Below are 26229 nucleotides of genomic sequence, written 5' to 3'. Positions count from 1 at the left end.
GCGCGACTCACAGCCAGCGCCCCTGGCTTACTCTTCGGCTTCGGGTGGCTCGACGGCCTCGGCCTCCGTCTCGGTCACGCGGATACCCTTCGAAGCGAGGTGGCGCATCTGGCGGCGGACGAAGTCTTCCTCTGTGGTCCCTCGCGTCGCGAGAATGACCATCCGGGCGTCGCCGGCGGGGCGCATCGTCCGCCCGGCCCGCTGTGCGCCCTGCCGACGGGACCCGCCCAGTCCAGAAGCGACGATGGCGAGTTCGGCGTCGGGGAGGTCGATGCCCTCGTCACCGACGCGGGAGACGACCAGCGTGTTCAGTTCGCCCCGGCGGAACTCGTCGAACAGTTTCTCCCGGCGGGCGTGTGGCGTCTCGCCGCTGATGAACGGCGCGTCGATGGCCTCGCTGATGGCCTCGCCCTGGTCGAGGTACTCGATGAACACAAGCGCCTTCGCGGCGGGGTTCTCGGCCAGCGCGTAGTGTATCTCGTCAATCTTTCCGGTGTTGCTGGCGGCAGCCTGTCGGCGGTCGTGGCCCGACGTGGAACTGTACTCGGACTGCTCGGTCTCGTTGCCCCACGGTACGAGGCGGATTTCGACCTCGGGTTCGGCCACGTAGCCCTCGTCGAACAGTTTGCCCCAATCTGTCCCGATGGGCGGGCCGATGAGCGTGAATATCTCCTCCTCGTCGTCGCTCTCCCGCGTCGGCGTGGCGGTCAGGCCCAGCCGGTGTTTGGTCTGGAGGTCCGCACTCCGGCGGTGAATCGGCGACGGGACGTGATGGACCTCGTCGAAGACGATGAGGCCCCACTTGCGCTGGTCGAACAGCTTCCGGTGGCGGTCCATCCCCGCGGTGCGGTAGGTTGCGATGGTGACCGGCCGGATGTTCTTCTCGCCGCCGTGGTACTCGCCGATGTCGTCGTCGGTCAGGGTCGTGTGCCGGACCAGTTCGTCGTGCCACTGGGTCGCGAGTTCGCGCGAGGGGACGAGAATCAACGTCTCACCGCTGATAGCGGCCATCGCCCCCATCGCGGCGACGGTCTTGCCCGACCCCGGCGGGCCGACGAACACGCCAGAGCCCTGCTCGGTGAACCGCTCGACCCAGTCCTGCTGGTAATCCCGCAGGCGCAGGCGGAGGTCCATCTCGATGGCGTCGCCGGTCTCTAAGTCGCGGTCGTCACGGACCGGATAGCCCGCCTCGTACAGCGTGCGCTTGATCTCGGCGGTCGCGTCCTCGTTGACCCACGACTCCGAATCCGAGATGGGGGCCCGGAGGTGGTCGTCGTCGAGTTTCGGCCGGGCGACGTTGCCCATCAGGTCATCGCTCTCGGCTTCGAGGACGACGTAGCCGTCCTCGTGGGTCTTCAGGCGGAACTTCCGGGCGCGCTCCCACTGGCTCGTCACCCACTCTTCGAGGTGGGGCGAGCGCTCGCCCAGCACGTCCCGCATCGTCGTCAGGAGGGCGTCTAGAGACTCGTGTGGCGCGGCCCAGATGTCCTCCTCGCGGAGTTCGTACACGTACCCACCCGAACGGTTGGTGTCCTGCAGGCGCGCGAACTGTGAGAGTTGCGCCCGCGTGAACTGGTCGGGGTGTTCGACGACCACTTCGCGGCGGTCGGGGAACAGAACGACGCGCTCGCGGTCTGTCACCTCGGCGATGTCCGCCGGGTACCACACGGACTCGACCTCGGACACGTCCTGGCGCTCGATGTCGCCGTCGTCGGCGAGGCGCTCCAGTGCTTCCCGGGCCTCGTCTGGCGTCAGGTCCGTTTTCCGGGAGAACTCCGTCGCCGTCAGATGTGGGCGGCCGACGGCATCGATAGCGTCGTAGACGGCGTCGAGTTCGAGTTCTGCGGGGTCCGAGTCCTCGTCTCGGTCTGCTGGCTCCTCGACTGTCACTACCAAATGGAGGGGACCGACGCTCAAACGGGTTTCGTCTGGGCGACCGCCCCGTCGGTCCGAACACGTACATTAATATAGCGCCACTTAGACCAGCCGGCATGGTTGAGGGAATCGCGGCTGGACCGTGGTCTGTCGTTCCCGCGCTCGTCGCTATCGGTCTCGCTTGGTACACCCGGGACGCTCTTATCGGGCTGTTCGTGGGCATCGTCATCACAGGCGTGCTGGTCGGCGCATTACACCCCCAGGCTGTCGGGGTCCCGTCCGATCTGATCACCGCCGGCGGTGAGGTGGCGACCGTTCAGCCACAGGCAGAAGACGGGAGTCCCTGGACGGTCGGCGTCGGTGGCATCGTACTCGGAGCGCTCTTCGGGCTGAAGCTCGTGCCGGAAATCATCGCCACGGCCCCGCTGTTCGGGGAATGGTACGTCAAGAACGTCCTGCTCGCCATCTTCGCCATCGGCGGGCTGATCGGACTAATGATTCGAGCCGGTGCGATACAGGGCGTGCTGGAGGCGCTGGTGGCGCGGGCTGAATCCGCCGCAGACGCCGAGAAGGCCGCTTTCCTGGCCGGTATCGCAATCCACATCGACGACTACTTCAACTGTCTCGTGGTCGGCTCGATGATGCGCCCGCTGACCGACAAGTTCGACGTCTCGCGGGCCAAACTGGCCTACTACGTCGACTCAGCGGGGTCCCCGGCGTCCCGGCTCGCGTTCTACTCGACGTGGGGAGCGGCGATGGTCGGCTTCATCGGAGGCGGCCTCGTCGAGGCACAGCAGCAGGGGACGCTGCCCTCGGGCATGACCAACTTCGTGAACACCGGCGGCGAGCAGGTCACCGCGGCGACCGGTGCCGTCTGGCCGCTGTTTTTCAACACGCTGTTTACCGGCTTCTACTCCTGGATCGCGCTCGGTCTCGCGGGACTCGTCGCGTGGCAGGTCGTGCCAAACATCTACGGGATGGGGACGGAGGAATCCCGAGCGAGAAACGAGGGGAAAGTCGTCGGCGACGACGCCGACCCGATGATTTCCGCGGAGATGGACGAGTACGAGGTGTCAGAGACCGCGACGCCGGACTGGCGGAACTTCGCCTGGCCGATTCTCACCATGATCGTCGTCGGCCTCGGCGCGATGTTCTGGCGGGCCAGCCCCGTCATCTACGTCAAGGGGAAGGAAGGGATGGGGGCCACGCTGCTCCAGCTCGGCAGTTGGCAGCTCATCACGCCGCCGAGCGGCCCGTGGGCGTTCAACATCGGCGGCGTCCAGTTGGGTCTCGCGTCCTTCTCGGCACTCATCCTCGCCTTCCTGCTGTATCGCTGGAAGGGCGACATCCCGTCCAACGACGATGCCACCGACGCGATGATGGTCGGCTTCAAGGGCATCCTCCTTGCGGCCGTCATCCTGATGTTCGCCAGTTCCATCCAGAACGCGGTGACGATACTGGGTATTTCGTCGTTCGTGACGAACGTCTTCGGCGGCGTGCCGGCGTTCATCATTCCGGTGGGCGTCTTCCTCGTGACTTCCTTTGTTAGCTTCTCCGATGGCTCGTCGTGGTCGACCTACGGCATCATGTTCCCCATCGCCATCCCGCTCGCGTTCTCGACGGGCGCGAACCTCCCGCTCGTCCTCGGCGCGGTGTTCAGCGGCGGCATCTTCGGCGACCACACCTCGCCCATCAGCGACACGACCGTCCTCGCGTCGTCGACGAGCGGGAGCGACCACATGGTCCACGTCCGGAGTCAAGCGCCCTACGCTCTCATCGCGGCAGGTATCGCGGCCGCGCTGTTCCTCGTGTTCGGGCTGGTGCTCCCCGAAGGGTTCCGCGTCATCCCGTACTGACTGGTGGCGATTTGTCCCCGTCGTCAGCGCGTCTGAACGGCGTTCCGATTAGAAAAGACCGGTCTCCTCGATACGTGACTCGTACAGGTCCTCGTACTCTGCACGGACCTGTGCGTGGTCGAACTCGGCACAGGACTCGTCGACGGTCCGGCGCTCGAAGTCGGCCGATTCGGCGATTTTGTCGGCGATTTCCTGTGGGTTCGTCACCCGGAAGGCACGGTCGCGCTGCTCGATGAGTTCGTGGGCCGACGACTCGGCCTGGTACTCCACGATGCCGATACAGCCACAGGCCATCGCCCAGAGGAGGTCCGTTGCGAAACACTCTCGGAATGCCGTCTGGACGAATACGTGCGCACCCTTGTAGATCGAGACGCGCTCCTCGATGTCGCACGCGCCAGCGAAGGTCACGCGGTCGTCGATGCGGAGGTCGGCCGCCTCCTGTTCGTAGTACTCCCGCTCCGGGCCGTCGCCGATGATCGTCGCCGACCAACCCTTCTGTCTGAGTTCCGCCAGTCCGAGCAGCAGCGACTCGACGTTCGCGCTGCCGTCCAGCCGATGGGCGTACACCACGTCGATCTCCTCGTCGGGGTCGACTTCCCGGACAAGATCCATGTCGATGCTCTGTGGGAGAATCGCGGTCTGGTCCGCCGTCGCTCCCCGCTCGCGGACCCGCGTGCGGACGAGTTCGGAGGGGGTGACGAGACAGTCCGACGCGCGGAGCGCGAGGTTGGCCCGGCGGCTTTCGGGCACGTCTTCGTCCCCATACCACTCCGTGAGAAGCGGCGCGCGAGAGAGCGTTGCACCGGTCTTGGCCGCGAGTGCGACCGACGACGGCGTCGGGTGAACGTGGACGACATCCGGGCGGAACCGGGCGAGCATGGCCGGAAGGCGGACACAGAAGGAGGGGACGGTCGGCGAGACGGTGACGGCGCGGTACGTGACGCCGTCGCGCTCGCGCTGATTGTCGAATCCCGGCCACCACTGCGAACAGAACACGGTCACGTCGTGACCGGCAGCGGCGAGTTCGGTAGCCACCCGCTCCAGCCGGGTCCGTCCCACTGTGTCCCGGTACTGACTCGTCTCCATGGCGACGACCGCGACACGCATACAGGTGCGACGACGTGGCCGCTCAAAAATCCACCCGTTCGCGGTTGACGGCGACAGATGGCGGATTGGCCGTCGGAACTGTCGTTCGACTGGATGTTTATTACAGCGACTGCGCAACGTGTCAGTGTATGAGCGATGATGACGACCTCGAAGCGGAAGTACGTGACCTCCGCGCCGAGGTCGATGCCCTCCAGACACGCATCACCGCCCTGGAATCGAAACTGGACACCGACCCGCCTCCGTCTGTCGGGGACGAAACTGCAACCACTGAAGCGGACACGGCGGCTCCCGAATCGGAGGCCACACACGGTTCGGAGACAGCGCCAGAGACCGGCGAGACAGCCGACAGCGACGCGCCTGTCGACGAGCGGAACTGGGAGCGCGACATCGGGATGAAGTGGCTCGGCGGGGTCGGCGGGCTCGCGCTGGTGGTCGGCGTCGTCTTCTTCATTCGTCTGGCTATCGAAGCGGGCTACCTCGGCCCGCTCGGGCGTGTGCTCACCGGCACAGCGGGCGGGCTCATACTGCTCGCGGGCGGTCGGTACGCCGCCGAGCGGCAGGGCTACGACCGATGGGGTCGGCTCGTCGCGGGGACCGGCCTCGCCATCGCGTATTTCAGCGTCTACGCGGCCTACGGCTTCGAGTCGTACCGCGCCGCCATCGGAGCGCCGCTGTGGGCGGTCCTGCTCGTCCTGACGGCTCTCGTGGCCGCCACCGCGGTTCTCTCGGTGCGGGACCACGCGCCGGCCGTTGCCGGTGAGGCGTTCCTGCTGGGATACGTCACGGCCTACGTCGGACTCGACGCCGCGTCCTTCGTCGTCTCGCCGGCCTACGTCGTGCTTCTCACGGCCGGGCTGGTGACCATCGCCGCCGTCCGGCCGTGGAGCCGGCTCGTCCTCGGGAGCGTCCTCCCGGCCTACGTGCTCCACATCGCCTGGATGAACAGGCTAGAGCCACCCGAAGCGGTTGCCACCGCTGTTCTCGTCGCGACGTTCGCCGTCTACGCCGCTGGTGTGTACGTGCTCCGTGCAAGCGACCGAACGGACCGATGGCACCGCCGACTGGTGGAAGCGACGACCGGGCTCAATGCCGTGTTCGCCGCGATCCTGCTGGAAGGCGTCGTTCGTCGACTCATCCCGACAGCGCCGGACGGGGTGGCTGTCGGCGCAGTCGGACTCGCTCTCGGCGGCGTCTACGCCGTCACGGAGTCACGCCTCGGACAGCAAGACAGCGCGGCTGGGGTGCTGGCCGTCGTGCTACTCGCCATCAGCGTCGTCCTCGGGGCCGACCCGTTCCTCGCGACCGCTGGGCTCCTCCTCCTGCTCTGTGGGGCGCTGGCGCTCGGATTTCGCCGCGACGCGAGGGCAGTTCGTATCGGCGGGCACCTCGTCGCCGTTGGGACCGTCGCCAAACTGCTCGCCGTGGACGCGACCGAATTACCGGCGTTCTCGCTCGCGGACCCGCTGGCGACCGCGATGGGGCGACCAGCCGCATACCTGCTGGGAATCGCGGTCTTCTACGCGCTCGGTCGGTGGTTCGGCGGCGCATCGACGACGGTGCCAAGCACTGACCGCGAACTCTCGGTGGCTGCGCCGTACGTCTGGACAGCGACCGGGCTCGCGGTGGTGCTTCTGGGACTGGAGCTTTCGGGGGCGGGGCTGTCGGTTGCGTGGGCCGTCCTGGGGCTCGCGTTCGTCGGGGTTGGCCTCGCGCTGGACGACCGCAGTCGTCGACTCCAGGGCGTCGTCGTCCTCGGCCTGGTGACGACCAAGGTGTTCCTCTACGACACGCAGGGGCTCGATACGCTCGCCCGGACCCTCTCGTTCCTCGTACTGGGTGGCATCCTCCTCGTCGCCTCGTACGCGTACGCCCGCTGGCAGGGTGAGGAGCCACTCAAGCGACTAGCTGGATAACAGCCGCCGCGTTCCGCTGAATCAGACCACGGCCGCCACAAAGGGTTTTGCCGGTCCCTGCCCTCCCACCGGTTGTGACCGCGTACGACCTCTCTCGCTATCTGAACGTCCGGAGCGCCTACGGCAGTTCGTTCGCGCCGGACGGGACGCTCGCCTTCCTGATGAATACGACCGGCGTCGCCCAGCTCTGGTCGCTTACCGAGCCACAGGGCTGGCCCGAGCAACTGACTTTTTATGACGACACCGTGAGCTTCGTCGACTACTCGCCCGAGCGCCAGGAACTCGTCTTCGGCATGGACGAGGGCGGCAACGAGCGGGCGCAACTGTACCGGCTCGACGCGGACGGGCGCGTCCACGACCTCACCGGGATGCCCGACGCGAAACACCGCTGGGGCGGCTGGTCGCCGGACGGCGAGCGCTTCGCCTTCGCGTCGAACCGCCGCGACGAAGCCGCCTTCGACATCTACGTGCAGGACCGCGACGCAACCGGCGACGACGCGGAACTGGTCTGGGAGGGCGACGGCTGGCTCTCGGTGGGTGGCTTCTCGCCCGACGGCGAGCGCCTGCTGGTCAGCGAAGCCCACTCCAGTTTCGACCAGGACATCTACGTGCTGGACATCGATAGCGAAGACCTCAGCCATCTCACGCCACACGAGGGGAAGGTCAGGTACACGAGCGCGTCGTGGGGGCCGGAGGGCGATGCGGTGTATCTCGTCACCGACGCCGAGAGCGACACGCTCGAACTCGCCCGCCTCTCGCTTGAAGGCGACCTCGACATCGTGCGCTCGGACGACCAGTGGAACATCGACGGTGTCGCACTTGATAAGGACAGTGGCCGTCTCGTGTACTCGCGCAACGTCGACGGCTACAACGAACTCACCGTCGGCGAACTGACAGGGCCGACAACCATTGAGACGTTCCCGACGCCGGACCTGCCGGGCGGGCTGGCTGGCGGCGTCGCCTGGGGCCCCGATGCCGAGCGTTTCGCCGTTAGCGTCACCGGGCGGCGGGTCAATACCAACGTGTTCGTCGTCGAGGCCGAAACCGGCGAGAGCGAACAGTGGACGGCCGCTTCGACGGCCGGCATCCCGCGCGAGACGTTCATCGAGCCAGAGGTCGTCCGGTTCGACTCCTTCGACGGGCGAGAGGTTCCAGCGCTGTTCTCCCTGCCGAACGGTGCGAACGGGGCCAGTGCTGACGGCGACACGCCCGTCATCGTCGACATCCACGGCGGCCCGGAGAGTCAGCGCCGGCCGTCGTTCTCGGGCCTGACCCAGTACTTCCTCTCGCGGGGGTACGCGGTCTTCGAGCCCAACGTCCGCGGGTCGACCGGCTACGGAAAGGCTTACACGCGCCTCGACGACGTCGAAAAGCGGATGGACTCGGTAAAGGACCTACGGGCCGGCGTCGACTGGCTCCACAATCACTCGGCTGTCGATCCCGACCGAATCGTGGCGATGGGCGGCTCCTACGGCGGTTTCATGGTGCTGGCGGCGTTGACGGAGTACCCCGACCTCTGGGCGGCCGGCGTCGACGTGGTCGGCATCGCCAACTTCGTGACGTTTCTGGAGAACACCGGTGACTGGCGACGCGAACTCCGCGAGGCCGAGTACGGCTCTCTCGACGAGGACAGGGAGTTCCTCGAATCCATCTCGCCGATCAACAACGTCGACCGCATCGACGCGCCGCTGTTCGTCCTCCACGGGGCCAACGATCCGCGTGTTCCGGTCGGCGAGGCCGAGCAGATCGCCGAGCAGGCGGCCGAACGGGGAGTTCCCGTGGAGAAGCTCGTCTTCGACGACGAAGGACATGGCATCAGCAAGCGGGAGAACCGCATCGAGGCCTACACCGCTGTCGTCGAGTTCCTCAACGAGCACGTCTGAGAGGTCCGGCCGAATGCTGTGACGGACGGTATTACGGGGGATCACAGCCGGCGCACAGGGTAGTTTCAAACTGTGAGAGCGTTCAGGCGGATTTATTACGCTGCCGAAGCACCGTTTCGTATGGAGATAGCCGAGCGCTCGCGAGCGCGGGTGCAGGAACGCCTCGCCCGGCTCGAACAGGAGTTCGGCTCGACGCCGGTGGACCAGACCACCTTTTCGGTGGGTTCGGAGGCGTACCAGCGTGCTGTCGAGCGCTCACGGGAAGGACAGGTGGACGTACACGCATTCGTCCACAACGAGTCGGGCGACGTGCTACTCAGCGACGCCGACGGGTCCTGGGAGATACCACAGGGACAGACACAGGGGGCCGAGCGGCCGGCGGCAGCGGCCGAACGAGTCGTCACCGAAACAGCCGGCGTCTCGTGTACCATTCGGGACGCGGTTCGGGCGACCATCTGTGGTGTGCGAAACGAGGCAGACCCGGACGCCGAGACGGTGTATCGACTCAGTATCGTGTTCGACGCCGAAATCAACAGGGCCGCGCCCGGCGGCAGTGACGCCGAGACGGTCGCTGAGGCCGAAGCGTCGATTCGATGGGACGACTCAAGCGATGTCGCGGTCGCGGAACTGGTTTAGATAACGCCGGTGACCGTCGCCGCTTCGATCGCCGCTTCTTCACTCATACCGTCCCCGAGCACCGTGTAGCGGTCGCGGATCTGGTGAGCTGTGGTCAGCGCTTCGATCACCGTCTCGTCGTCGATACCAAGTTCGTCTGCCGTCGTCGGCGCGCCGATGGCCGCCAGCGCGTCTCTGGCGTCTCGCCACTTGCCTTTCTGGCCGCTGTGGAGGTACTCGGTCATTATCGAGCCGACACCGACCTGATGGCCGTGGAGCGCGCCGTCGGGGACGAGCCGGTCCAGCTGGTGGGAAAACAGGTGTTCTGCGCCGCTCGCCGGCCGGGAGGAGTCAGCGATGGACATCGCGACGCCGGAGGAGACGAGCGCTTTCACGACAATCCAGGATGACTCCTCGAGCCCCTGCTTTATCGAGTCAGCGCTCTCGACGAGCATCTCGGCGGTCATCTGGGAGAGCGCGCCGGCGTACTCCGAGTAGTGGACGTTCTTCAGGCGATGGGCGAGCTGCCAGTCCCGAACCGCAGTGTAGTTCGAGATGATGTCGGCACAGCCAGCAGTGGTCAGCCGCCAGGGGGCCTCTGCCAGCACCTCGGTGTCGGCGATGACGGCCAGCGGCGGTTCGGCGGCGACGCTGTGGCGCGTATCACCTTCGGGGACCGAGCCGCGGCCGGAGACGATGCCGTCGTGGCTCGCGGCCGTTGGCACCGAGACGAACCCCAGTCCAAGGTCGTCGGCCGCCATCTTCGTGATGTCGATAGCTTTCCCACCGCCGACACCAAGCAGGAAGCCCGCGTCGATGTCGCTCGCGTGGTCGATGACCTGCTGGACGGCGTCGAAACTGGCCTCCTCGATGACGATCTCGGATGGGTCGTACCCCTCGTCCTCGAACTGTGCGACGACCCGCTTGCCGGCGACATCGTGTGGCGTCGGACTGGAGACGACCAGCGGCCGGCCAGTCAGGTGGAGTTCGCTGACGGCCTCTATCGTCTGCCCGAGGACTCCGTGCCCGACCACGACGTTCCGGGGGAGGCGAATCCAGGTGCGTTTCTCGAACATGGTTGCCTGTCTCCGGGCACGCGTGAAAACAGTTTAGGTGCAACTGGCGGTCCGACTGTGCAGTAACCGAAATCTTTTGACAACAATTACACGCCAGTTTTCCAAAAACAATTATTAACATCACTGTTTGGGTGCGCCTGTCATGGCACATGACACGACTGACGACGGTATGCAGGCGTCTCGGCGGACATTTCTGAAAGCGACCGGTGTGGCCACGGCAGCGGCCGCCACCGGCGCAGGTGTTGGGACCGCCGCGGCGCAACCGGACGTCGATTCGCTCATCGGCGACCTCACACTGGAGCAGAAAGCGGCCCAGATGACACAGGTCGCGATTAGCTCCTTCGAGGCGGAGCCGGAGGAATCGAACGTGCCCGACAGCTTCGGGGTCGACACGGTCGGCGAGTACTTCAGCGAACTCGGCATCGGGTCGATCCTCTCGGGTGGGGCCGAGCCGCCGAGCTTCGACGCCAACGCCGTAGTCCAGGGCATCAACGCCCTACAGCAGTACAACCTCGACAACGCCGACCACGACATCCCGTTCCTCTACGGCGTCGACGCCACGCACGGCAACGGGCTGCTAGAGGGCGCGACGGTGTTCCCCCAGCGGCTGAACATGGGTGTGACGCGCGACCTGAGTCTGATCGCGGAGGCCGAACGGCACACGAGCGACGCGACGGCGTCGATGGGGGCACACTGGACGTTCGCACCGACGACGGACCTCCAGCGGGACCCCCGCTGGGGCCGCTTCTTCGAGGGCATCAGCGAGGACCCGAAACTCGAAGCAGATGTCTCGCGAGCGCGGGCGCGAGCGCTTGAGGACGACGACCGGCTGACGGCGTGTGTCAAACACTTCGCGGCCTACTCCGTCCCGAACAACGGCAACGACCGCGCACCGGCCTCGACATCGCTACGTGACCTCCGGACGAACATCCTCCCGCCGTACCGGGAGGCACTGGAATCAGAGCCCGGCACGGTGATGGTCAACAGCGGCTCGATAAACGGGGTTCCGGCCCACGCCTCCCACTGGCTGTTGACGACGCTGCTCCGGGACACCTACGGCTACGAGGGGATGGTCGTCTCCGACTGGGACGACCTGAACCGGATGATCACGAACCACGACTACGCACCCGACTTCGAGACGGCGACCGAGATGGCGATCAACGCCGGCGTCGACATGTACATGATCGGCAACGGCGGTGACGCGCCGGGCCCGGTTCAGTTCATCGACACCGTGGTCAGCCTCGTCGAGGACGGCGCCATCCCGATGGAGCGCATCGACGAGGCAGTCCGGCGGATCCTCGAACTAAAGGCCGACCTCGGCCTGTTCGAGCAGCCGACAGTCGACGAGTCCCGCATCGAGACCGTGCTCGGCGGCGCACAGGAGACCGCCGAGACGATGGCAAAGGAGTCGATGGTCCTCCTGAAAAATACTGATGACACGCTCCCGCTATCCGGCGACGAGAGCGTCCTGCTGACAGGCCCCGGCGTCGACAGCAACGGCAACAACACCCGCGCGCTGATGCAACACGGCGGCTGGACGCTCGGCTGGCAGGGGGCCAGCGCCGGCGGCCCGTTCCCGCGCCAGAACCTCCTCGAAGCGGAGCTCCGCGCTCGCGTCGGCAGTCTCACGCACGTTCCCACCTCGTACGAGAACACCACCTGGTGGGCCGGCGAGGGCGACGGCGAGAACCAGCAGAGCGACGAGAACGGTAACTTCGACTTTACCGCCGAGCAGCGGTCACGGGTCGAGTCGGCTGGACCTGAATCCGATGTCGTCGTCGTCGTGCTCGGCGAGGGAACCCACAACGAAGGGTTCGGTGACCGGGACGAACTGGTGCTCGACGAGTCCCAGCAGGCGCTTCTCGACACCGTCGTCGAGTCCACCGACGATTCGACGCCGATCATCGGCGTCATGCTTGCCGGTTCGCCACGGGGGTCTCCAGAAACGTTTAGCCAGCTTGACGCCCTCCTGTTTGCCGGCCAGCCCGGCAGCGACGGCGGGGTCGCTATCGCCGAGACGCTGGTCGGCGAGTACAATCCCTCTGGGAAGCTCCCGTTCAGCTGGCCAGAGAACGTTGGTACCACACCCGTGCAGTACACCCGTTACGACCCAACATCGACAGGCGGGACAGATAACACCGCAATCTACGAGTACGGCCACGGGCTCTCCTACACCGACTTCGAGTACGGGAGCGTCTCGGTCACTCAGCCCACTGTCGGCAGCCCGGCGAACCAGTCCGAGGTGACCGTCAGCGTCGAGGTGACAAACACCGGCCGGATGGCCGGCGAGCACATCGTCGAGGTGTTCAACACCCAGTCCTATGGCACAGTGCTCCAGCCGAGACGCCGGCTGCTCGGTTACGAGCGCGTCTCGCTGGGCCCCGGCGAGTTGACCACAGTCGACGTGACTGTCGACCTGACGGCGCTGGAGGTCGTTCCCGGTGACGTGCTCGGACTTGGCCCGAAGGTCGTCGAAGCCGGTGAGTACGAACTTACTGTCGGCCAAGACGGCCCGACGGCCACGCTCACGGTCCAGAACACGGCGAGCATCACCGATCCCGACCCCGTTCCGGGCCTCCCGGACTGGTCAGGGAGTACCCCCGGTCGGGGCAATAGTGGGAACAATGGTAACGGCAACAACACCAGCCGCGACCCCACCATGGAAGACGTTGTTGACCTGCTCGACGAGGTTCGTGGGAGATCCTGAGACAGGTCCCGCGACCTACGCCGCGGTGTTCCCGCCGGCGCACCGGACCCCGAATACCCACTACGCACAGACACATGCCGGCCCGCTCCCACACCCACCAATCATTATGTATGTTCGATTAGATTAGCTGAAACAGCGATCCAGTGACAGAGAATCAGCCAGCACGGTTTCAGCAGGACATCCATGCCTGACTCCACACGCCAACCCAGCGCGCCCGTTCGGGACCGACTCCAGCAGTATGGCCTCTCCGAGACGGAGGCGGAAACGTACCTCGCCGTGGTCGAAAAGGGACCGGCAACAGCCCGAACGGTGGCCGAAACGGCGGGGGTCTCCAAAAGCTACGTGTACGACATCTGTGATTCGCTGGCCGTGGACGGCTTCATCAGCGTCGACGACCATCGGACGCCGACGGTCATCCGTGCGACGCCCCCGTCGGAGGCTTTCGGCACGCTGAAGCGCGAACTCGACACGCTGGAGACGGCAGTACAGACCCGGTACGAGAACAACTCGGCCGACGACAACTCCTTCGAGGTGGTCAAATCCAGACCGACCATCATCAAGCGCCTGAAACAGCACATCGAAGCCGCCGAATGCGAGGTCGTGCTCCAGGTCCCGGCCCGTCGGCTCCCGGAGATCCGCGACACGCTCCGCCGTGCCCGCGAGCGGGGCATCCTCGTGCTTCTGACGCTGTCGAGCTACGACGCGGCAACGACGGAACTGGAGGGCGTCGCCAACGCCGTCCGTCTCGGCCTCGACGGCGCGCCCTCGTTGCTTGCGACGGACCAGCAGCGCGGGTTCGTCTCGCCGTCGACGATGCTCAGCTGGGACCACGACGAGACGAACGCGATCACGTTCACGCAGGAGGCGGTCGCGGCGGTGTTAGTCGGTTCCTACCTGGGCAATTACTGGCCGATAGGTGAGGAGGTCCTCCTTTCGCGGCCGCCATCGCTTCCGGCCCGGTACGACATGTTCCGCCCCGTCGTGTTCACGACCACGCTCGCGCTCCGGGCCGGCGAGTCCGTCGTCGCCGACCTGTACGCGCGGCCGACAGGCTCCGACGACGATTTCGAAGTGATATCCGGCGAGGTGGTCGATGTCCGACAGAACCTCGTCGAACCGCACAACAGCGACTTCGGGTTCGAGAACTCGCTGGTCGTCGACACCGGACAAGACCACATCGCTGTCGGCGGATACGGCGCGTTCTTGGAGGACTACGAGGTCAAGCACACGACGCTCCGCCGGGCGTAGTGATCACCCGGTCAGGCGGTCGATAAGCGTCGCTTCCGTGTCTCGGTCCGGGCCGAACTCCCGGCCGGTTCGGTCGTTCTCCCGATGCTCGGCGACGGTCACGGCCAGCGCCGTCTCGTGGGGCGTCGACGACCAGCCCAGGTCGCGGAGCTTCGCCGTCGACAGCAGATGCGGCGAGTCGCGGTAGATGGGGAAGTCGTCGGGGTCCAGTCCCGCCGCCGCGAGCTCACGCTCGCCGACGCCGATGGTCTCGACGGACGTGTCATGTACTCCGGCGAGCAGGTCAACCCACTCCCGGAGCGTCGGCGCGTGCTCGTCGCCGACGTTGTAGGCTTCGCCGGCCGTCCCTCGCTCCGCGACGAGGCGAAGCGCGCTCGCCACGTCCTCGACGTAGGCCATCTGCCACAGACTGAGGCCGTCGCTAGGTACCACAATTCGGTCGTACTCGGCCACGCGGTCCACCCAGTAGGCGAACCGCTCGGTGTAGTCGTAGGGGCCGTACACGACGGTCGGCCGGACGCTCATCGCCCGCACGCCGTCCTCCGCGGCGGCGAACACCTCGCGGTCGCCTTCAGCTTTCCGTGGCCCGTAGGTCTCCGCGCTGTCGGTTGTGGCCTGCTCGGCGGTACAGCCTGCAAGCGGTGTCTCTCCCTCCCGTTTGGGCGTCCGTTCGACGCCGTAGGCCGCGCCGCTCGAGACGTACACGTACGCCTCGGCGTCAGCAAACACGTCGGTCGCCGCCCGGACATCTTCCGGGAAATACGCTACGCAGTCGACGACTACGTCGGGATCGATCTGCTTGCGGGCGGTTTCGAGTGTGTCCCGCTCGTTCCGGTCGCCCTTGATGTGAGTGACATCGGAGTTCGCGAACGGATTCGAGCGCTGGCCGCGGGTGAGCATCGTCACGTCGTAGCCCGCGTCGCGGAACTCGGTGACCGTGTGTCGGCCGATGAACCTGCCGCCGCCGATGACGAGGACGCTGTCCATACGCTGTGCTCGGACGGGACCAGCAAAACAGTGTGGCTCACCGCCGGAGTCTGCCGCAGGTCCGACAGTCGATACCGATTGTTTGCCGGGGCGGCAAGACGACCGGTTCCTCCGCAGAATGCGATGATAGAACCGGCAATGTACGGTTCAAGACGACGTCTCATGCCAGTCCCGTTGCGGGTGTTTTTATGTAACCGGATAGTAGCAGACCCAGTGACGGGTCAGTTGCGTGCTGTCTCTTCGGTCATTTCAGTTATCCTTCTCGTGGCGGTAACTGTCGTTCTCGCGGCAGTGCTGTCTATGGCGACGGTTGACCTCGCGGAGACGTTGGATGATACAGCGCCCGTAATCGGCCAATCAGACGGTGAGTTCGCCGCACAGGATGGGTTCGACGGGGGCATCGTCCGTATCACGCACGTTGCTGGAGATGTCGTCCGTGTCTCGGATATCGAAGTGGCAGTCAGTGCCGACTGTAGCGGTGACGGAACTGAAAAGCACGGGCGGTTAGTCAATCTGCCGGCGAAATCCGGTGACCGGCCACAGAGTGACAACATCGAGGGCGACGATCTCTTCGACGAGAGCACTGGCTCGCTCACGGAGCGCGGTGCCGATGATACCGGGGCACTGGTTACGGACGAGTTCCGCCCCGGTGACGTTATCATCTTCCGAATCGCAGGCGGGGACTGTGACTTGCAGTCGGGCGACACGGTAACCGTCCGAGTCGTGCACACCCCGTCGAACGCGGTTATTATCCGACAGGAATTAACTGCATGACTCGACAGGTACCCGGCACAGCGGGACAAAAACGAACGAGGCGCTCCTTCTTGCCTGTGGTCAGTTCCCGCCCGTTGCGTTCGTCACGTTTGTCGAGAACCCCGTATCGGCACTGGAAGTGTTTCCGCCGCTACTCCTGCCAGTCTGCAGGATAATCGGTGTCCCCTCGTCGTCAGTCGCCAGAATGACCTTATCCGAATCGTCGATGCTCTGCACGTACTGCTGTTTCAGCACGACCGGGTTGTCCCGAAGCGCCTCGCCGCGGATCTCGATAACCCGGGCGTCGGCTTCGGCCTGAATCTCCTGACGCTTCTTCTCGCGTTCGGCCTGTTGAATCTCGAACTTCTTCTCTTCGACGCGTTGCTTGGCGATTTCCTTGTCGTTGAGCGCCTGGTCGTACGAGTCCGGGAGGTCGACGTCACGGACCTGTACCTCTTCGAGGACGAGCGCTTCGCCCTCAAACGCGGATTCGAGTTTCTGCTGTGCCGCCTCACCAAGCCGCTCGCGGCCGCTGTTGGTGTATATTTCGCTTGTCTGGATACCGGCGGCCTCGTCACGGAGTTGCGACCGAACGGACGGTCGAATAAGCCGTTCCTCCGCCTGTTCGACGTTCCGCCATTCCGTGACGAACCCTGACGCGTCCGCTTCTTCGACCTTGTACCGGACGGTGATGTCGATGTCGACCGTCGTCCCGTTTATCGTCTGGACGGTCACCGCATCGGATTGGGCCGCTCTGTCGCCTTCGCCCTCGGTGTTGGCCATGGTGTAGGTCCGTGGCCGGATTTCCACGTCCTGGACCGAGTCCTTGACAGGCACGATGATGTGTGCGCCCGGTTGGAATTCAGCGCCGGTTACCGCGCCGAACGATTTCTGGACGCCGACGTGGCCTTCGGGGACCTGATGATAGCCACCGAACAGGGCCGTTGCGACGGCAAGGGCAACAACGATGCTGACGCCGATACGGAGGCCGCGGCCGACATCGATGTCGATATCCGACCCGGAATCAGGGCCAGGGTCAGGGATGTCACTCATGCTGTGCTCCGATGCGATACCACGGTTGGTTTACAGGGACCATGTCCCGCACTTTGGCCCGACGGCTATAGAGCCAGCGGTTGATTGTCACAGTGTCGCACTAGGGCTACCGGACCTCCCTCTCGACTGTGATCGAAAAAAGCGAGCTATTGCCGACTGATATCCAAAACCGCCGAATAACCGCGCGTCAGTCGTCTGTCGAGGCGGCGAAGTCGGCTTCGGCGGCTTCGGCACTCGGCGCGGCCTTGGCCGGCGGCTCGTTGCGCACGTCGTCGCGCTCGCGGTCGGCGATGACCTCGGCGTAGGCGTCGGGCATCACCTTCGTGAAGTTCTCCACTTCGGCGTCCCAGTCATCGAGCAGTTCCGCCGCGCGGTCGGAGTCGGTGTAGGCGGCGTGGTTCTCGACGAGGCGAGTGATCATCTGGCGGTCCTTTCCTTCGAGGGTATCGGACAGGGACACCATGCCGGTGTTTGCCTTCTCGGCGAACTCGCCGTCGGGGTCGTAGACGTAGGCGACGCCGCCGGACATCCCGGCCGCGAAGTTCTTGCCGGTCTCGCCCAGGACGACGATAGCGCCGCCGGTCATGTACTCACAGCCGTGGTCGCCGACGCCCTCGACGACGCCCTTGACCCCGGAGTTACGCACGGCGAAGCGTTCGCCGGCCATGCCGTTGACGTAGGCCTCGCCCTGGGTCGCGCCGTACAGCGCGACGTTGCCGATGACGATGTTCTCCGTCGGGTCGAAGGGGGCGTTCTCGGGCGTGTTCAGAACGAGCTTCCCGCCGGAGAGGCCCTTGCCGACGTAGTCGTTGGCCGTCCCGGTCAGCTCCATCGTCACGCCCTGTGCGAGGAACGCGCCGAAGGACTGGCCGGCCGTGCCGTCGAAGTCCACCCGGATGGTGTCGTCGGCGAGGCCGTCGCCGCCGTGCTCGCGGGAGATACGGTTCGAGAGCGTCGCCCCGACCGCACGGTCGACGTTGGTGATATCGGTATCGATTGCGACCGGGTCGCCGTCGTAGATGGCGTCTTCGGCGGCGTCGATGAGATCCCAGTCGAGCTGTTCGTCGACCTCGTGGGTCTGTTCCTCCTGCTTGTAGCGGCCGTCGTTGTCGGCCGGCTCCGCGATAACTCCCGAGAGATCGAGCTTCTGGGCCTTCGGCTGGGACACGTCGTCGCGCTGTGCCAGCACGCTCGGTCGGCCGATCATCTCGTCGACCGTCTCGAAGCCGAGTTCGGCCATAATCTCCCGCAGTTCCTGAGCCACGAACGTCATGTAGTTGATGACGTGCTGTGGCTCGCCGGGGAAGCGCTCGCGGAGGTTCTCGTTCTGCGTGGCGATGCCGACCGGGCAGGTGTTTTCGTGGCACTGCCGAGCCATCACACAGCCCGAGGTGACCATCGAGGCGGTCCCGAAGGTGTACCCCTCGGCACCGAGCAGGGCGGCGACGGCCACGTCACGGCCGGTCTTCATGCCGCCGTCGGTGGTCACCTTAATGCGCGAGCGCAGGCCGGTGGCCCGGAGCATCTGGTTGGCCTCCGAAACACCTAGCTCCCAGGGGAGCCCGGCGTTCTTGATTGAGGTCTTCGGCGACGCACCGGTCCCGCCGTCGTGGCCCGAGATGTGGACCACGTCGGCGTTGGCCTTGGCGACGCCGGCCGCGATGGTCCCGATGCCGTCCTCGGAGACCAGCTTGACGTTGATGTCGGCCTCGGGGTTCGAGGCCTTGAGGTCGTGGATGAGCTGCTTGAGGTCCTCGATGGAGTAGATATCGTGCAGCGGCGGCGGCGAGATGAGGCCGACGCCCGGCGTCGCGTACCGGACGTGGGCGATCATTTCGTTGACCTTCTTGCCGGGCAGGTGGCCGCCTTCGCCGGGCTTCGAACCTTGCGCCATCTTGATCTGGAGCTCGTCGGCCGACGCGAGGTAATCCGAGGTGACGCCGAAGCGGCCGGAGGCGACCTGCTTCGTGGTACACTCCTTCTCGGTGTCGAACCGCTCGGGCGGCTCGCCGCCCTCGCCGGTGTTGGCGTTGGCCCCAAGCCGGTTCATCGCGATGGCGTTGTTCTCGTGCATCTCGGGCGACAGCGACCCGAGTGACATCGCCGCCGTCTCGAAGCGCTCGACGATGTCCTCGACCGGCTCGACGTCCTCGATGGGGATGGACTCGCGGTCGGAGTCGAACTCAAGCAGGCCACGGAGCGTCTGGAGCTCCTCGTTCTGGTCGTTGACCAGCTCGGCGAACTCCTTGTACGTGTCGTAGTCACCCATGCGGACAGCCTGCTGGATCTTGCCGACCGTGTTGGGGTTCCACTGGTGGTGGATGCCGTTCGAGCGGAACTCGTACTCGCCCTGGCGGGGCATCTCCGGCTCTTCCTCGCTCCAAGCGATTTCGTGGCGCTGGGTGAGGTCGTCCTCGATCTCCTCGATGCCGATACCCTCCGTCCGGCAGGTCGTCCCCTCGAAGTACTCGGCGATGAAGTCCGAGGAGAGGCCGACGGCCTCGAAGATCTGAGCGCCCTGGTAGGACTCCACGGTGGAGATACCCATCTTGGCCATCGTCTTCAGAAGGCCGTCCTCGACGGCGGTGATGTAGGCGTCGATAGCGTCGGCGAGGTCCGCGCCGTCCGGTCCAGCGACCAGATCCTCGATGGTCTGGTAAGCCAGGTAGGGGTTGACCGCGCCAGCGCCGTAGCCGATGAGCGTCGCGAAGTGATGCACCGCACGCGGGTCGCCGGACTCGACGACGAGCCCGACGTGGTTGCGGAGGCCGTTGCGGACGAGGTGGTGGTGGACGCCACCGACGGCCAGCAGGCTCGGAATCGGCACGCGGTCCTCGCTGGCCGAACGGTCCGAGAGCACGAGGATGTCGTGCTCTTTGGCAGCGGCGTCGGCTTCGGCCCGCACGTCTTCGACGGCCTGACGAAGGTCGCCGCCCTCTTTGTAGGTAATATCGATGACCTTCGTGGACATGCCGTTGGCGTTCAGGTCCTTGATCGACGCCGTCTCCTCGTCGGTGAGGATCGGCGAGTCGAGGACGAGTTGGCGGGCGTGATCTTGGCTCTCGTCGAGCATGTTGCGCTGGAACCCGAGCCGGGATTCCAGCGAGGTGACGAGTTCCTCGCGGATGTAGTCGAGCGGCGGGTTCGTCACCTGGGCGAACAGCTGCTTGAAGTAGGTGAACAGCGGACGGTTGAACTGCGAGAGGACCGACAGCGGCGTATCGTCGCCCATGGAGCCGACGGGGTCTTTCCCTTTCTCGGCCATCGGCTCGATGAGGTGGTCGACCTCGTCGTACGTGTAGCCGTACATGGCCTGGTGGCTTCGGAGGGCATCCGCGGGGTCCCGGGGCGCGTTGTCCCCGCGGTCGGCGACCTCGTCGAGGGCGACCTGTTCCTCGGCGACCCACTCGCCGTACTTGTCGTCCGTGATGTCGTCGAACACTTCGGCGTCGGGGATGACACGCCCCTCTTCGGGGTCGGCGAGGAAACACTGTCCGGGCTGGAGCCGGCCGCGCTCTTGAATCTCGCTGGCGTCGTGTTCCAGCGCGCCGGCTTCCGAGGACATCACGAGCGTGTTGTCCTCCAGCACGTCGTAGCGACACGGGCGCAGCCCGTTCCGGTCCAGCACGGCACCGATGCGGTCGCCGTCGGTGGCCGCGACGAGCGCCGGGCCGTCCCAGGGTTCGACCAGCGAGGCGTGGTAGTCATAGAAATCACGCCGGTCACCGGTCACGTCGTTCATCTCGCCGCGCCAGGCCTCCGGGATGAGCATCCGGAGCGCGTGGGGGAGGTCGCGGCCGCCCTGCAGCAGGAGTTCGAGCGCGTTGTCGACGCTCGCGGTGTCCGACTGCTCGGGGTCGTCGATAATCGGCTTGATTTTCTCTAAGTCGCCCTCGAACTCGTCGCTCTGGATGTCAGTCTCCCGAGCGCGCATCCAGTTGATGTTCCCCTGAATCGTGTTGAACTCGCCGTTGTGGATGACACGGCGGTAGGGGTGGGCAAGGTGCCACGCGCCCAGCGTGTTCGTCGAGAAACGGGCGTGGACCATCGCGAACGTGGACTGCAGCCGCTCGTCTTCGAGGTCAGGGTAGTAGTCTTCGAGCTGTTCGGCCTTGAGCAGGCCTTTGTACACCACTACGTCGGTCGCGAGCGAGACAACATAGAAGCGCTCGTGACCCGGTGGTTTCGCTTCCTTGACGGTGTTTTCGAGCGACCGGCGGCCGATATACAGTTGATTCTCGAAGGCGTCGCCGGTCTTGCCCGTCGCGGAAGTGACGAAAAACTGGACGATGTCCGGCTCAGATTCGAGCGCCGTCGCGCCGAGGTCGCTGTTGTCAGTCGGGACGTCGCGCCAGTCGAGGACGTCCAGGCCCTCTGCGGCGAGTTCCGTCTCGACGAGGTCCTTCAGACTCCCGGCGACCTCGTCGTCTTTCGGGAGAAAGAGCGTGCCAACGGCGTATTCGCCGGCGGGCGGCAGGTCGGCGTCGACTTCGGCAGCGAAAAACTCGTGGGGGATCTGGAGCATGATGCCCGCTCCGTCGCCCGTATCTTGCTCGGCTCCTGTCGTCCCTCGATGTTCGAGGTTGTCGAGGAGTTCGAGTCCGTCCGATACAACCCAGTGGTCGCTCTGGCCGTCGAGGTCCATGACGACCCCGACGCCACAGTTCGACCGTTCGTCCGTGGGATCTGCAAGCCCGGCGTCGCCTGCAGAGAGACCTGTCTGTCGCTCAACCATGTGTTTCACGACTGGGGATGCCACTATAAGAGGGTAATCCTAATGGTATTAGTGTTGTTTAACCCCACATTAGGGAGTATATATTTATAACGATTGTTGGGACTGTATCATGGTTTATAAACGGTCGTCCGCAGGCTGGCGGTTCACACGCTGTTCAGCCGAGCACAGGAGCGGATGACTGCTCGATACCCGAAACGTAGGCCGTCATATCAGTCGTCGTCAACATTCCGACGACTCCTTCCGTCTCATCGACGACAGGGAGGTGGTGGACACTGTGGTCCAGCATCAGGCTTGCGGCCGCCTCGATGGGGTCGTTTGCCGTTACTGTAACCGGCTCCGTCGTCATGAAGTCAGACACGTCTAGCGCCGTCGTATCGCCACCTTGTGCGGCGATTTCGACGAAATCCGTGGAGGTGAGAATCCCCAACAACGCTCCGTCAGCGTCGACGACAACAACAGAGCTGATGTTCTCGTCGAGCATCCGCTTGGCGACCGCTTTCGCGTTCGCGTCAGCAGCAACAGTGGTGACAGGCGATGACATAATTCGTCCGACAAACACGTCGTCCATGACAGCCGATAACATAGGGCGAGGTATAACCGTGTTGGTTCCGGATATTTACCGATTGCAGCGATGCAGAGAAATATATAAGGTCTTAATATTCTGCGCTCGCGCCGACGAATGCACCACCCAACCAGTCGCTCGCTGTCTCCCCGACGCCGCATCCCGACTGGTCGATCACGTCGGGGCTGTCGGCCCACCGCTGATGACCCAGAATGGGCGATACATCCACGGTTCCCACGACGGTATCTGTTCGCCGTTTGGCGTTTGTATGACTGTAGTCTGACGGCGATTTATATACATAGAGACAGCAGTGGTCATCGGGGGCACGGAGGAAAATGTCACACGCTCCCCGACCCCATCCTTCCTTCATACTGCCGGCTGTGTTAGTGAAGATGCCCGCTACCCAGAGGTGGCAAGACACTTCACCGGCTCACAGCCGGCAGTATCGGTGGGCCGGCAACTATCTATGCAAGCCCCTCGTATATGAATTAAACCATGTCTGGTCATGGACCCAGCGTCGCCATCGCCTGTCAGGGCGGCGGCAGCCACAGTGCGTTTACCGCCGGTGTGCTGCAACGACTCCTACCAACTGTCGACAACGAGTACAATCTCGTGGGGTTGAGTGGTACTTCCGGTGGCGCGCTCTGTGCGGTCACGGCCTGGTACGGACTGCTCAGTGATGGCCCCGACGACGCCGAGAAGCTGCTGGGAGACGTCTGGTGTGACGTCGCCGCCACGACACCGCCCTCGGTCCTGCTGAACGAGTCGCTCGTCTGGCGCAAGCGACTACAGAATCTCATGGTCCCTGCGGCCGACATCTCGCCCTACGCGACGCCAGGAGCGGTCGGCCACGACTGGTTCCTATCGCTGCTCGACCGCCACATCGAGTTCGACGAGTTCGACAGTCTCGCCGACGAGGTACCACCGCATGTGACCGTCGGCACGGTCAACGTCAACAGCGGCGTGTTCGAGACGTTCACCGACGATGCCATCACAGCGAGGACGGTACTGGCCTCGGCCGCGTTCCCGCTGCTGTACAAAGCCGTCGAACTGAACGGTCACTGGCACTGGGACGGCCTGTTCTCACAGAACCCACCGATCCGGGAGTTCCTGACCAGCGACCGACCGAAACCGGACGAGATCTGGGTCATCCAGATCGAGCCACAGACCCGCGACGACCGACCGACATCGCTTGCGGAGATCACCGACCGCCGGCAGGAACTATCGGGGAATCTCTCGCTGAATCAGGAGCTGTTCTTCGTCCGGAAGGTCAACGAATGGGTCGAAAAGGGGTATCTCCCGGACGATTTCAAACACATCGAGATACGGCGACTGGGACTCGATGAAAAGCTGACAGCAGCTTCGAAGCGCGACCGCGACCCTCGGTTCATCGAGGACCTCATGGAAACGGGCCGGGCCGAAGCCGGCGCGTTTCTGGACCGGATACCGGAGTAAGCACCCGCCTTCTCAGTAGCTCTTCGCGAAGTACGCCGTCTCCTCGGCGTCCTCACCGCAGATGGCGCAGTCGTCGTGGATCGGCTCCTCGTCGCGGTCGAGGGGAACCATCACGATTTCGGCCGCGATAGCGTCTTTGATCGGTTCCTCACAGTCCGCGTCGCCACACCAGCCACACTTCACGTAGCCGCCGTGCTGGCCGATAGTGCCCAGAATCTCCTCACGGGACTCAGCCTCGCGGATTTCGCCCTCCAGCGTCTCCTCGGCGTCGGCGTACAGCTTGGCGTGGACAGTGTCGAGGTGGTCGGTAACGGTGTCAGCGATGCTCTCGCGGTCGACGGTCGCGTTCTCACCGTCGGGCCGGTGGACCAGCGTGGCTTCCCCGTCCTCGACCTCGTGGGGACCGATTTCGATTCGGAGAGGAACGCCGTGTAGTTCGTGCTCGTTGTACTTGAAGCCGGGATTGCGGTGCTCGCGGTCGTCGAGTTCGACGCGGACGCCGGCCTCGTCCAGTTCGGCAGCGAGGTCGGCGGCGTAGTCGATGACTTCGTCCTTGTTGTCCTCCTGCCAGATGGGGACGACGACGACCTGATCGGGTGCGAGCGCGGGCGGGAGCACGAGCCCCTGGTCGTCGGAGTGGGTCATGATGAGCGCGCCCATCGCGCGCCAGGACAGCCCCCACGAGGTCGTGTGGGCGGTGTTCTCCTCCTCGTCGGCGTCGGCGTATGTGATGTCGAACGCCTCGCCGAAGGAGGTCCCCAGATAGTGAGAGGTGGCGGCCTGAACGGTCTTGCCGTCGGGCATCAGCGTCTCGATGGTCGTCGTGGTGTGTGCCCCGGGGAACTTGTCGTGCTCGGGCTTGCGGCCCTTCAGCGGCGGCATCGCCATGACCTCCTCGTAGAGGCGAGCGTACTGGTCTAGACGAGTCATCGTCTCCTCCCACGCGCCGTCCTCGTCGGCGTGGGCAGTGTGGCCCTCCTGCCAGAGGAACTCCTTAGTGCGGAAGAACGGCTTCGTCTCGGTGGCCTCCCACCGGACAACGGAACACCACTGGTTCAACCGCAAAGGGAGGTCCCGGTGCGAGCGGGTCCACTGGGCCATGAACGGCGCGATGATGGACTCGCTGGTGGGCCGAACCGCGAGGCGCTCTTCGAGTTCATCGTGGCCGCCGTGGGTCACCCACGCGACCTCGGGGTCGAACCCCTCGACGACGTCTTTCTCCTTCTCCAGATAGCTCTCGGGAATAAACAGCGGGAAGTAGGCGTTCTGGACGCCGGTGTCCTTGAACCAGCCGTCGAGGTTGTTCTGGATACGCTCCCAGATGGCGTAGCCGCGTGGTCGCGTGACGATGAACCCGCCCATGGGGGCGTAGTCCGCGAGGCCGGCCTTCTGGACGACCTCGGCGTACCACTCGCCGGGTGAATGCTCCTTGCTCTCGGTAATGCCGAGTTCCTGCTCGCCACTCATTAGGTGTGTCGTGGCCCACGGCGCTAATAAACTCCCCGAAGGGTGGTGAGCCGCTGGCACGCCGACCGGACCAGTTCGATGCCCCGCTTCGCGCCGCGAGGACCATCGTAGCGGAGGTCGATCTCAGCTCTATTCCGCCCGTATAGAGAGACTGTCTCCGGGCTCCGGGGTACCGAAGGCCGATGCCGCGGAGCCGCCGCGCAAGAACAGCTCCTGATACGGGTCGCCACCTCCAGCCGACCCCGGGACGATAGCGAGGGACCCCTCCGGAACGTCCGATACAGCGTCCCTGACGACGATCTCTCGGGATGCGCCGTTAAGTTCGACAGCGACTGTGTCACTACCGGGTTCGAACTCCGAGGTTCGAATCGAGGTCTTGACGTTCCCGTACCCGTCGACGTGACAGACCACGGACTCGGGCGGGGCCGGGACGTCGTCGAGTGAGCGCTCCGCCCCGAGCGAGGAGCGGTTCCCGTTCGCGATTTCGGCGACCCGGCGCGGGAACACGTCCCGCGAGCGGAACTGGCCGGTGTCGGCCGGCAGTTCGATCTCGCGGAAGGTCGTCGCGCGGCCGGCGATAAACGAGAGGTTGTAGCCGGCGTCGACGGCGACGACGGGGACGCCGTTGTCCAGTTCGAGATAGCACAGGGGCCCGCCGGTGTCGGCCCGCTCCGGCGTCGATTCCGTGGTTCGTGGCGCGGTGTTCGAGTAAATCAGCAGGTCGTCGAACGAGGGATTGTGAGCGCCCAGCTGTGCGATCCAGAACCCCGTGGCGACCGTCGAGAACGGCTGCACCTCGGTCGACTGGACGGTAATCGTCGGGTCTGCGGCAGTGAGACGGTGGACGACCTCCGAGAATGCCGGATCGGCCGGGCCGTAGTCCGCGATGAGATGGACGAACGTGCTCATGAAAGGCTCCGGTCGCTACCACGTCGGT

General features: G+C 65.0%; 17 protein-coding genes. 8 read left to right on the top strand and 9 right to left on the bottom strand.

Going from position 1 to position 26229, the window contains the following annotated elements:
• Positions 1-27: 27 nt before the first annotated feature.
• Positions 28-1890, bottom strand: a complete 1863-nt coding sequence (locus tag HAH_RS04525) for a DEAD/DEAH box helicase (RefSeq protein ID WP_014039849.1) — start codon at positions 1888-1890, stop codon at positions 28-30.
• A gap of 101 nt (positions 1891-1991) precedes the next feature.
• On the opposite strand from HAH_RS04525, the gene HAH_RS04520 reads away from it, so the two are divergent.
• Positions 1992-3731 carry a Na+/H+ antiporter NhaC family protein gene (locus HAH_RS04520; RefSeq protein ID WP_014039848.1) on the top strand — a complete coding sequence of 580 codons (1740 nt, stop codon included), beginning with the start codon at positions 1992-1994 and terminating at the stop codon, positions 3729-3731.
• A gap of 48 nt (positions 3732-3779) precedes the next feature.
• Here the strand turns inward: HAH_RS04520 and HAH_RS04515 are convergent, their stop codons facing one another.
• A complete protein-coding gene (locus HAH_RS04515; RefSeq protein ID WP_014039847.1) occupies positions 3780-4838 on the bottom strand; it encodes a glycosyltransferase in 1059 nt (352 codons plus the stop codon).
• 128 nt (positions 4839-4966) lie between these two features.
• On the opposite strand from HAH_RS04515, the gene HAH_RS04510 reads away from it, so the two are divergent.
• The 3 genes from HAH_RS04510 to HAH_RS04500 all read left to right on the top strand — a co-directional run bounded on the left by HAH_RS04510 (position 4967) and on the right by HAH_RS04500 (position 9270).
• Positions 4967-6751 carry a DUF2339 domain-containing protein gene (locus HAH_RS04510; protein ID WP_023843172.1) on the top strand — a complete coding sequence of 595 codons (1785 nt, stop codon included), beginning with the start codon at positions 4967-4969 and terminating at the stop codon, positions 6749-6751.
• A gap of 74 nt (positions 6752-6825) precedes the next feature.
• On the top strand, positions 6826-8634 hold the full coding sequence (locus tag HAH_RS04505) for a S9 family peptidase (protein ID WP_014039845.1): 1809 nt from the start codon (positions 6826-6828) through the stop codon (positions 8632-8634).
• A gap of 120 nt (positions 8635-8754) precedes the next feature.
• Positions 8755-9270 carry an NUDIX domain-containing protein gene (locus HAH_RS04500; RefSeq protein WP_014039844.1) on the top strand — a complete coding sequence of 172 codons (516 nt, stop codon included), beginning with the start codon at positions 8755-8757 and terminating at the stop codon, positions 9268-9270.
• Here the strand turns inward: HAH_RS04500 and HAH_RS04495 are convergent.
• Positions 9267-10325, bottom strand: a complete 1059-nt coding sequence (locus tag HAH_RS04495) for an NAD(P)-dependent glycerol-1-phosphate dehydrogenase (protein WP_014039843.1) — start codon at positions 10323-10325, stop codon at positions 9267-9269. The two genes, HAH_RS04500 and HAH_RS04495, sit on opposite strands and share 4 nt — an antisense overlap.
• 142 nt (positions 10326-10467) lie before the next feature.
• On the opposite strand from HAH_RS04495, the gene HAH_RS04490 reads away from it, so the two are divergent.
• Together HAH_RS04490 and HAH_RS04485 are read left to right on the top strand one after the other, a co-directional pair.
• On the top strand, positions 10468-13032 hold the full coding sequence (locus HAH_RS04490) for a glycoside hydrolase family 3 protein (protein WP_014039842.1): 2565 nt from the start codon (positions 10468-10470) through the stop codon (positions 13030-13032).
• A 183-nt stretch (positions 13033-13215) separates the two neighbouring features.
• Positions 13216-14280, top strand: a complete 1065-nt coding sequence (locus tag HAH_RS04485; RefSeq protein WP_014039841.1) for a TrmB family transcriptional regulator — start codon at positions 13216-13218, stop codon at positions 14278-14280.
• 3 nt (positions 14281-14283) lie between these two features.
• Here HAH_RS04485 and HAH_RS04480 read toward each other — a convergent pair whose 3' ends face one another.
• On the bottom strand, positions 14284-15267 hold the full coding sequence (locus HAH_RS04480) for an NAD-dependent epimerase/dehydratase family protein (protein WP_014039840.1): 984 nt from the start codon (positions 15265-15267) through the stop codon (positions 14284-14286).
• A 213-nt stretch (positions 15268-15480) separates the two neighbouring features.
• Between HAH_RS04480 and HAH_RS04475 the strand changes: the two genes are divergently transcribed.
• A complete protein-coding gene (locus HAH_RS04475; RefSeq protein WP_023843170.1) occupies positions 15481-16041 on the top strand; it encodes a type IV pilin in 561 nt (186 codons plus the stop codon).
• A gap of 60 nt (positions 16042-16101) precedes the next feature.
• Here the strand turns inward: HAH_RS04475 and HAH_RS04470 are convergent, their stop codons facing one another.
• From HAH_RS04470 to HAH_RS04460, 3 genes are all read right to left on the bottom strand, one after another.
• Positions 16102-17073, bottom strand: coding sequence for a prohibitin family protein (locus tag HAH_RS04470; RefSeq protein ID WP_014039838.1), 972 nt, complete (start codon positions 17071-17073; stop codon positions 16102-16104).
• Between the two features lie 187 nt (positions 17074-17260).
• Entirely contained in the window at positions 17261-21808 is a 4548-nt protein-coding gene (gltB, locus tag HAH_RS04465) for a glutamate synthase large subunit (protein WP_014039837.1), read from the bottom strand.
• A 154-nt stretch (positions 21809-21962) separates the two neighbouring features.
• A complete protein-coding gene (locus tag HAH_RS04460) occupies positions 21963-22376 on the bottom strand; it encodes a CBS domain-containing protein (RefSeq protein WP_014039836.1) in 414 nt (137 codons plus the stop codon).
• A gap of 489 nt (positions 22377-22865) precedes the next feature.
• Here HAH_RS04460 and HAH_RS04455 point away from each other — a divergent pair, with 489 nt between their 5' ends.
• Entirely contained in the window at positions 22866-23825 is a 960-nt protein-coding gene (locus HAH_RS04455; RefSeq protein WP_014039834.1) for a patatin-like phospholipase family protein, read from the top strand.
• A 12-nt stretch (positions 23826-23837) separates the two neighbouring features.
• On the opposite strand, the gene proS is transcribed toward HAH_RS04455, so the two are convergent.
• Positions 23838-25292, bottom strand: coding sequence for a proline--tRNA ligase (gene proS / locus HAH_RS04450; RefSeq protein ID WP_014039833.1), 1455 nt, complete (start codon positions 25290-25292; stop codon positions 23838-23840).
• 129 nt (positions 25293-25421) lie between these two features.
• Complete coding sequence (locus HAH_RS04445) at positions 25422-26201, bottom strand: SAM hydrolase/SAM-dependent halogenase family protein (RefSeq protein WP_014039832.1); 780 nt, start codon at positions 26199-26201, stop codon at positions 25422-25424.
• Positions 26202-26229: the final 28 nt, after the last annotated feature.

This window comes from Haloarcula hispanica ATCC 33960 (genome assembly GCF_000223905.1).
Taxonomy (GTDB): Archaea; Halobacteriota; Halobacteria; order Halobacteriales; family Haloarculaceae; genus Haloarcula; species Haloarcula hispanica.
Note: the sequence above shows the minus strand (reverse complement) of the source record. Positions and strands in the feature narration are given on the sequence as shown.

Coding starts and splice junctions, on each gene's coding strand:
- HAH_RS04520 (WP_014039848.1), top strand. CDS start 1,992: ATGGTTGAGGGAATCGCGGCTGGACCGTGGTCTGTCGTTCCCGCGCTC.
- HAH_RS04515 (WP_014039847.1), bottom strand. CDS start 4,838: ATGCGTGTCGCGGTCGTCGCCATGGAGACGAGTCAGTACCGGGACACA.
- HAH_RS04510 (WP_023843172.1), top strand. CDS start 4,967: ATGAGCGATGATGACGACCTCGAAGCGGAAGTACGTGACCTCCGCGCC.
- HAH_RS04500 (WP_014039844.1), top strand. CDS start 8,755: ATGGAGATAGCCGAGCGCTCGCGAGCGCGGGTGCAGGAACGCCTCGCC.
- HAH_RS04495 (WP_014039843.1), bottom strand. CDS start 10,325: ATGTTCGAGAAACGCACCTGGATTCGCCTCCCCCGGAACGTCGTGGTC.
- HAH_RS04490 (WP_014039842.1), top strand. CDS start 10,468: ATGGCACATGACACGACTGACGACGGTATGCAGGCGTCTCGGCGGACA.
- HAH_RS04485 (WP_014039841.1), top strand. CDS start 13,216: ATGCCTGACTCCACACGCCAACCCAGCGCGCCCGTTCGGGACCGACTC.
- HAH_RS04480 (WP_014039840.1), bottom strand. CDS start 15,267: ATGGACAGCGTCCTCGTCATCGGCGGCGGCAGGTTCATCGGCCGACAC.
- HAH_RS04470 (WP_014039838.1), bottom strand. CDS start 17,073: ATGAGTGACATCCCTGACCCTGGCCCTGATTCCGGGTCGGATATCGAC.
- gltB (WP_014039837.1), bottom strand. CDS start 21,808: ATGGTTGAGCGACAGACAGGTCTCTCTGCAGGCGACGCCGGGCTTGCA.
- HAH_RS04460 (WP_014039836.1), bottom strand. CDS start 22,376: ATGGACGACGTGTTTGTCGGACGAATTATGTCATCGCCTGTCACCACT.
- HAH_RS04455 (WP_014039834.1), top strand. CDS start 22,866: ATGTCTGGTCATGGACCCAGCGTCGCCATCGCCTGTCAGGGCGGCGGC.
- proS (WP_014039833.1), bottom strand. CDS start 25,292: ATGAGTGGCGAGCAGGAACTCGGCATTACCGAGAGCAAGGAGCATTCA.
- HAH_RS04445 (WP_014039832.1), bottom strand. CDS start 26,201: ATGAGCACGTTCGTCCATCTCATCGCGGACTACGGCCCGGCCGATCCG.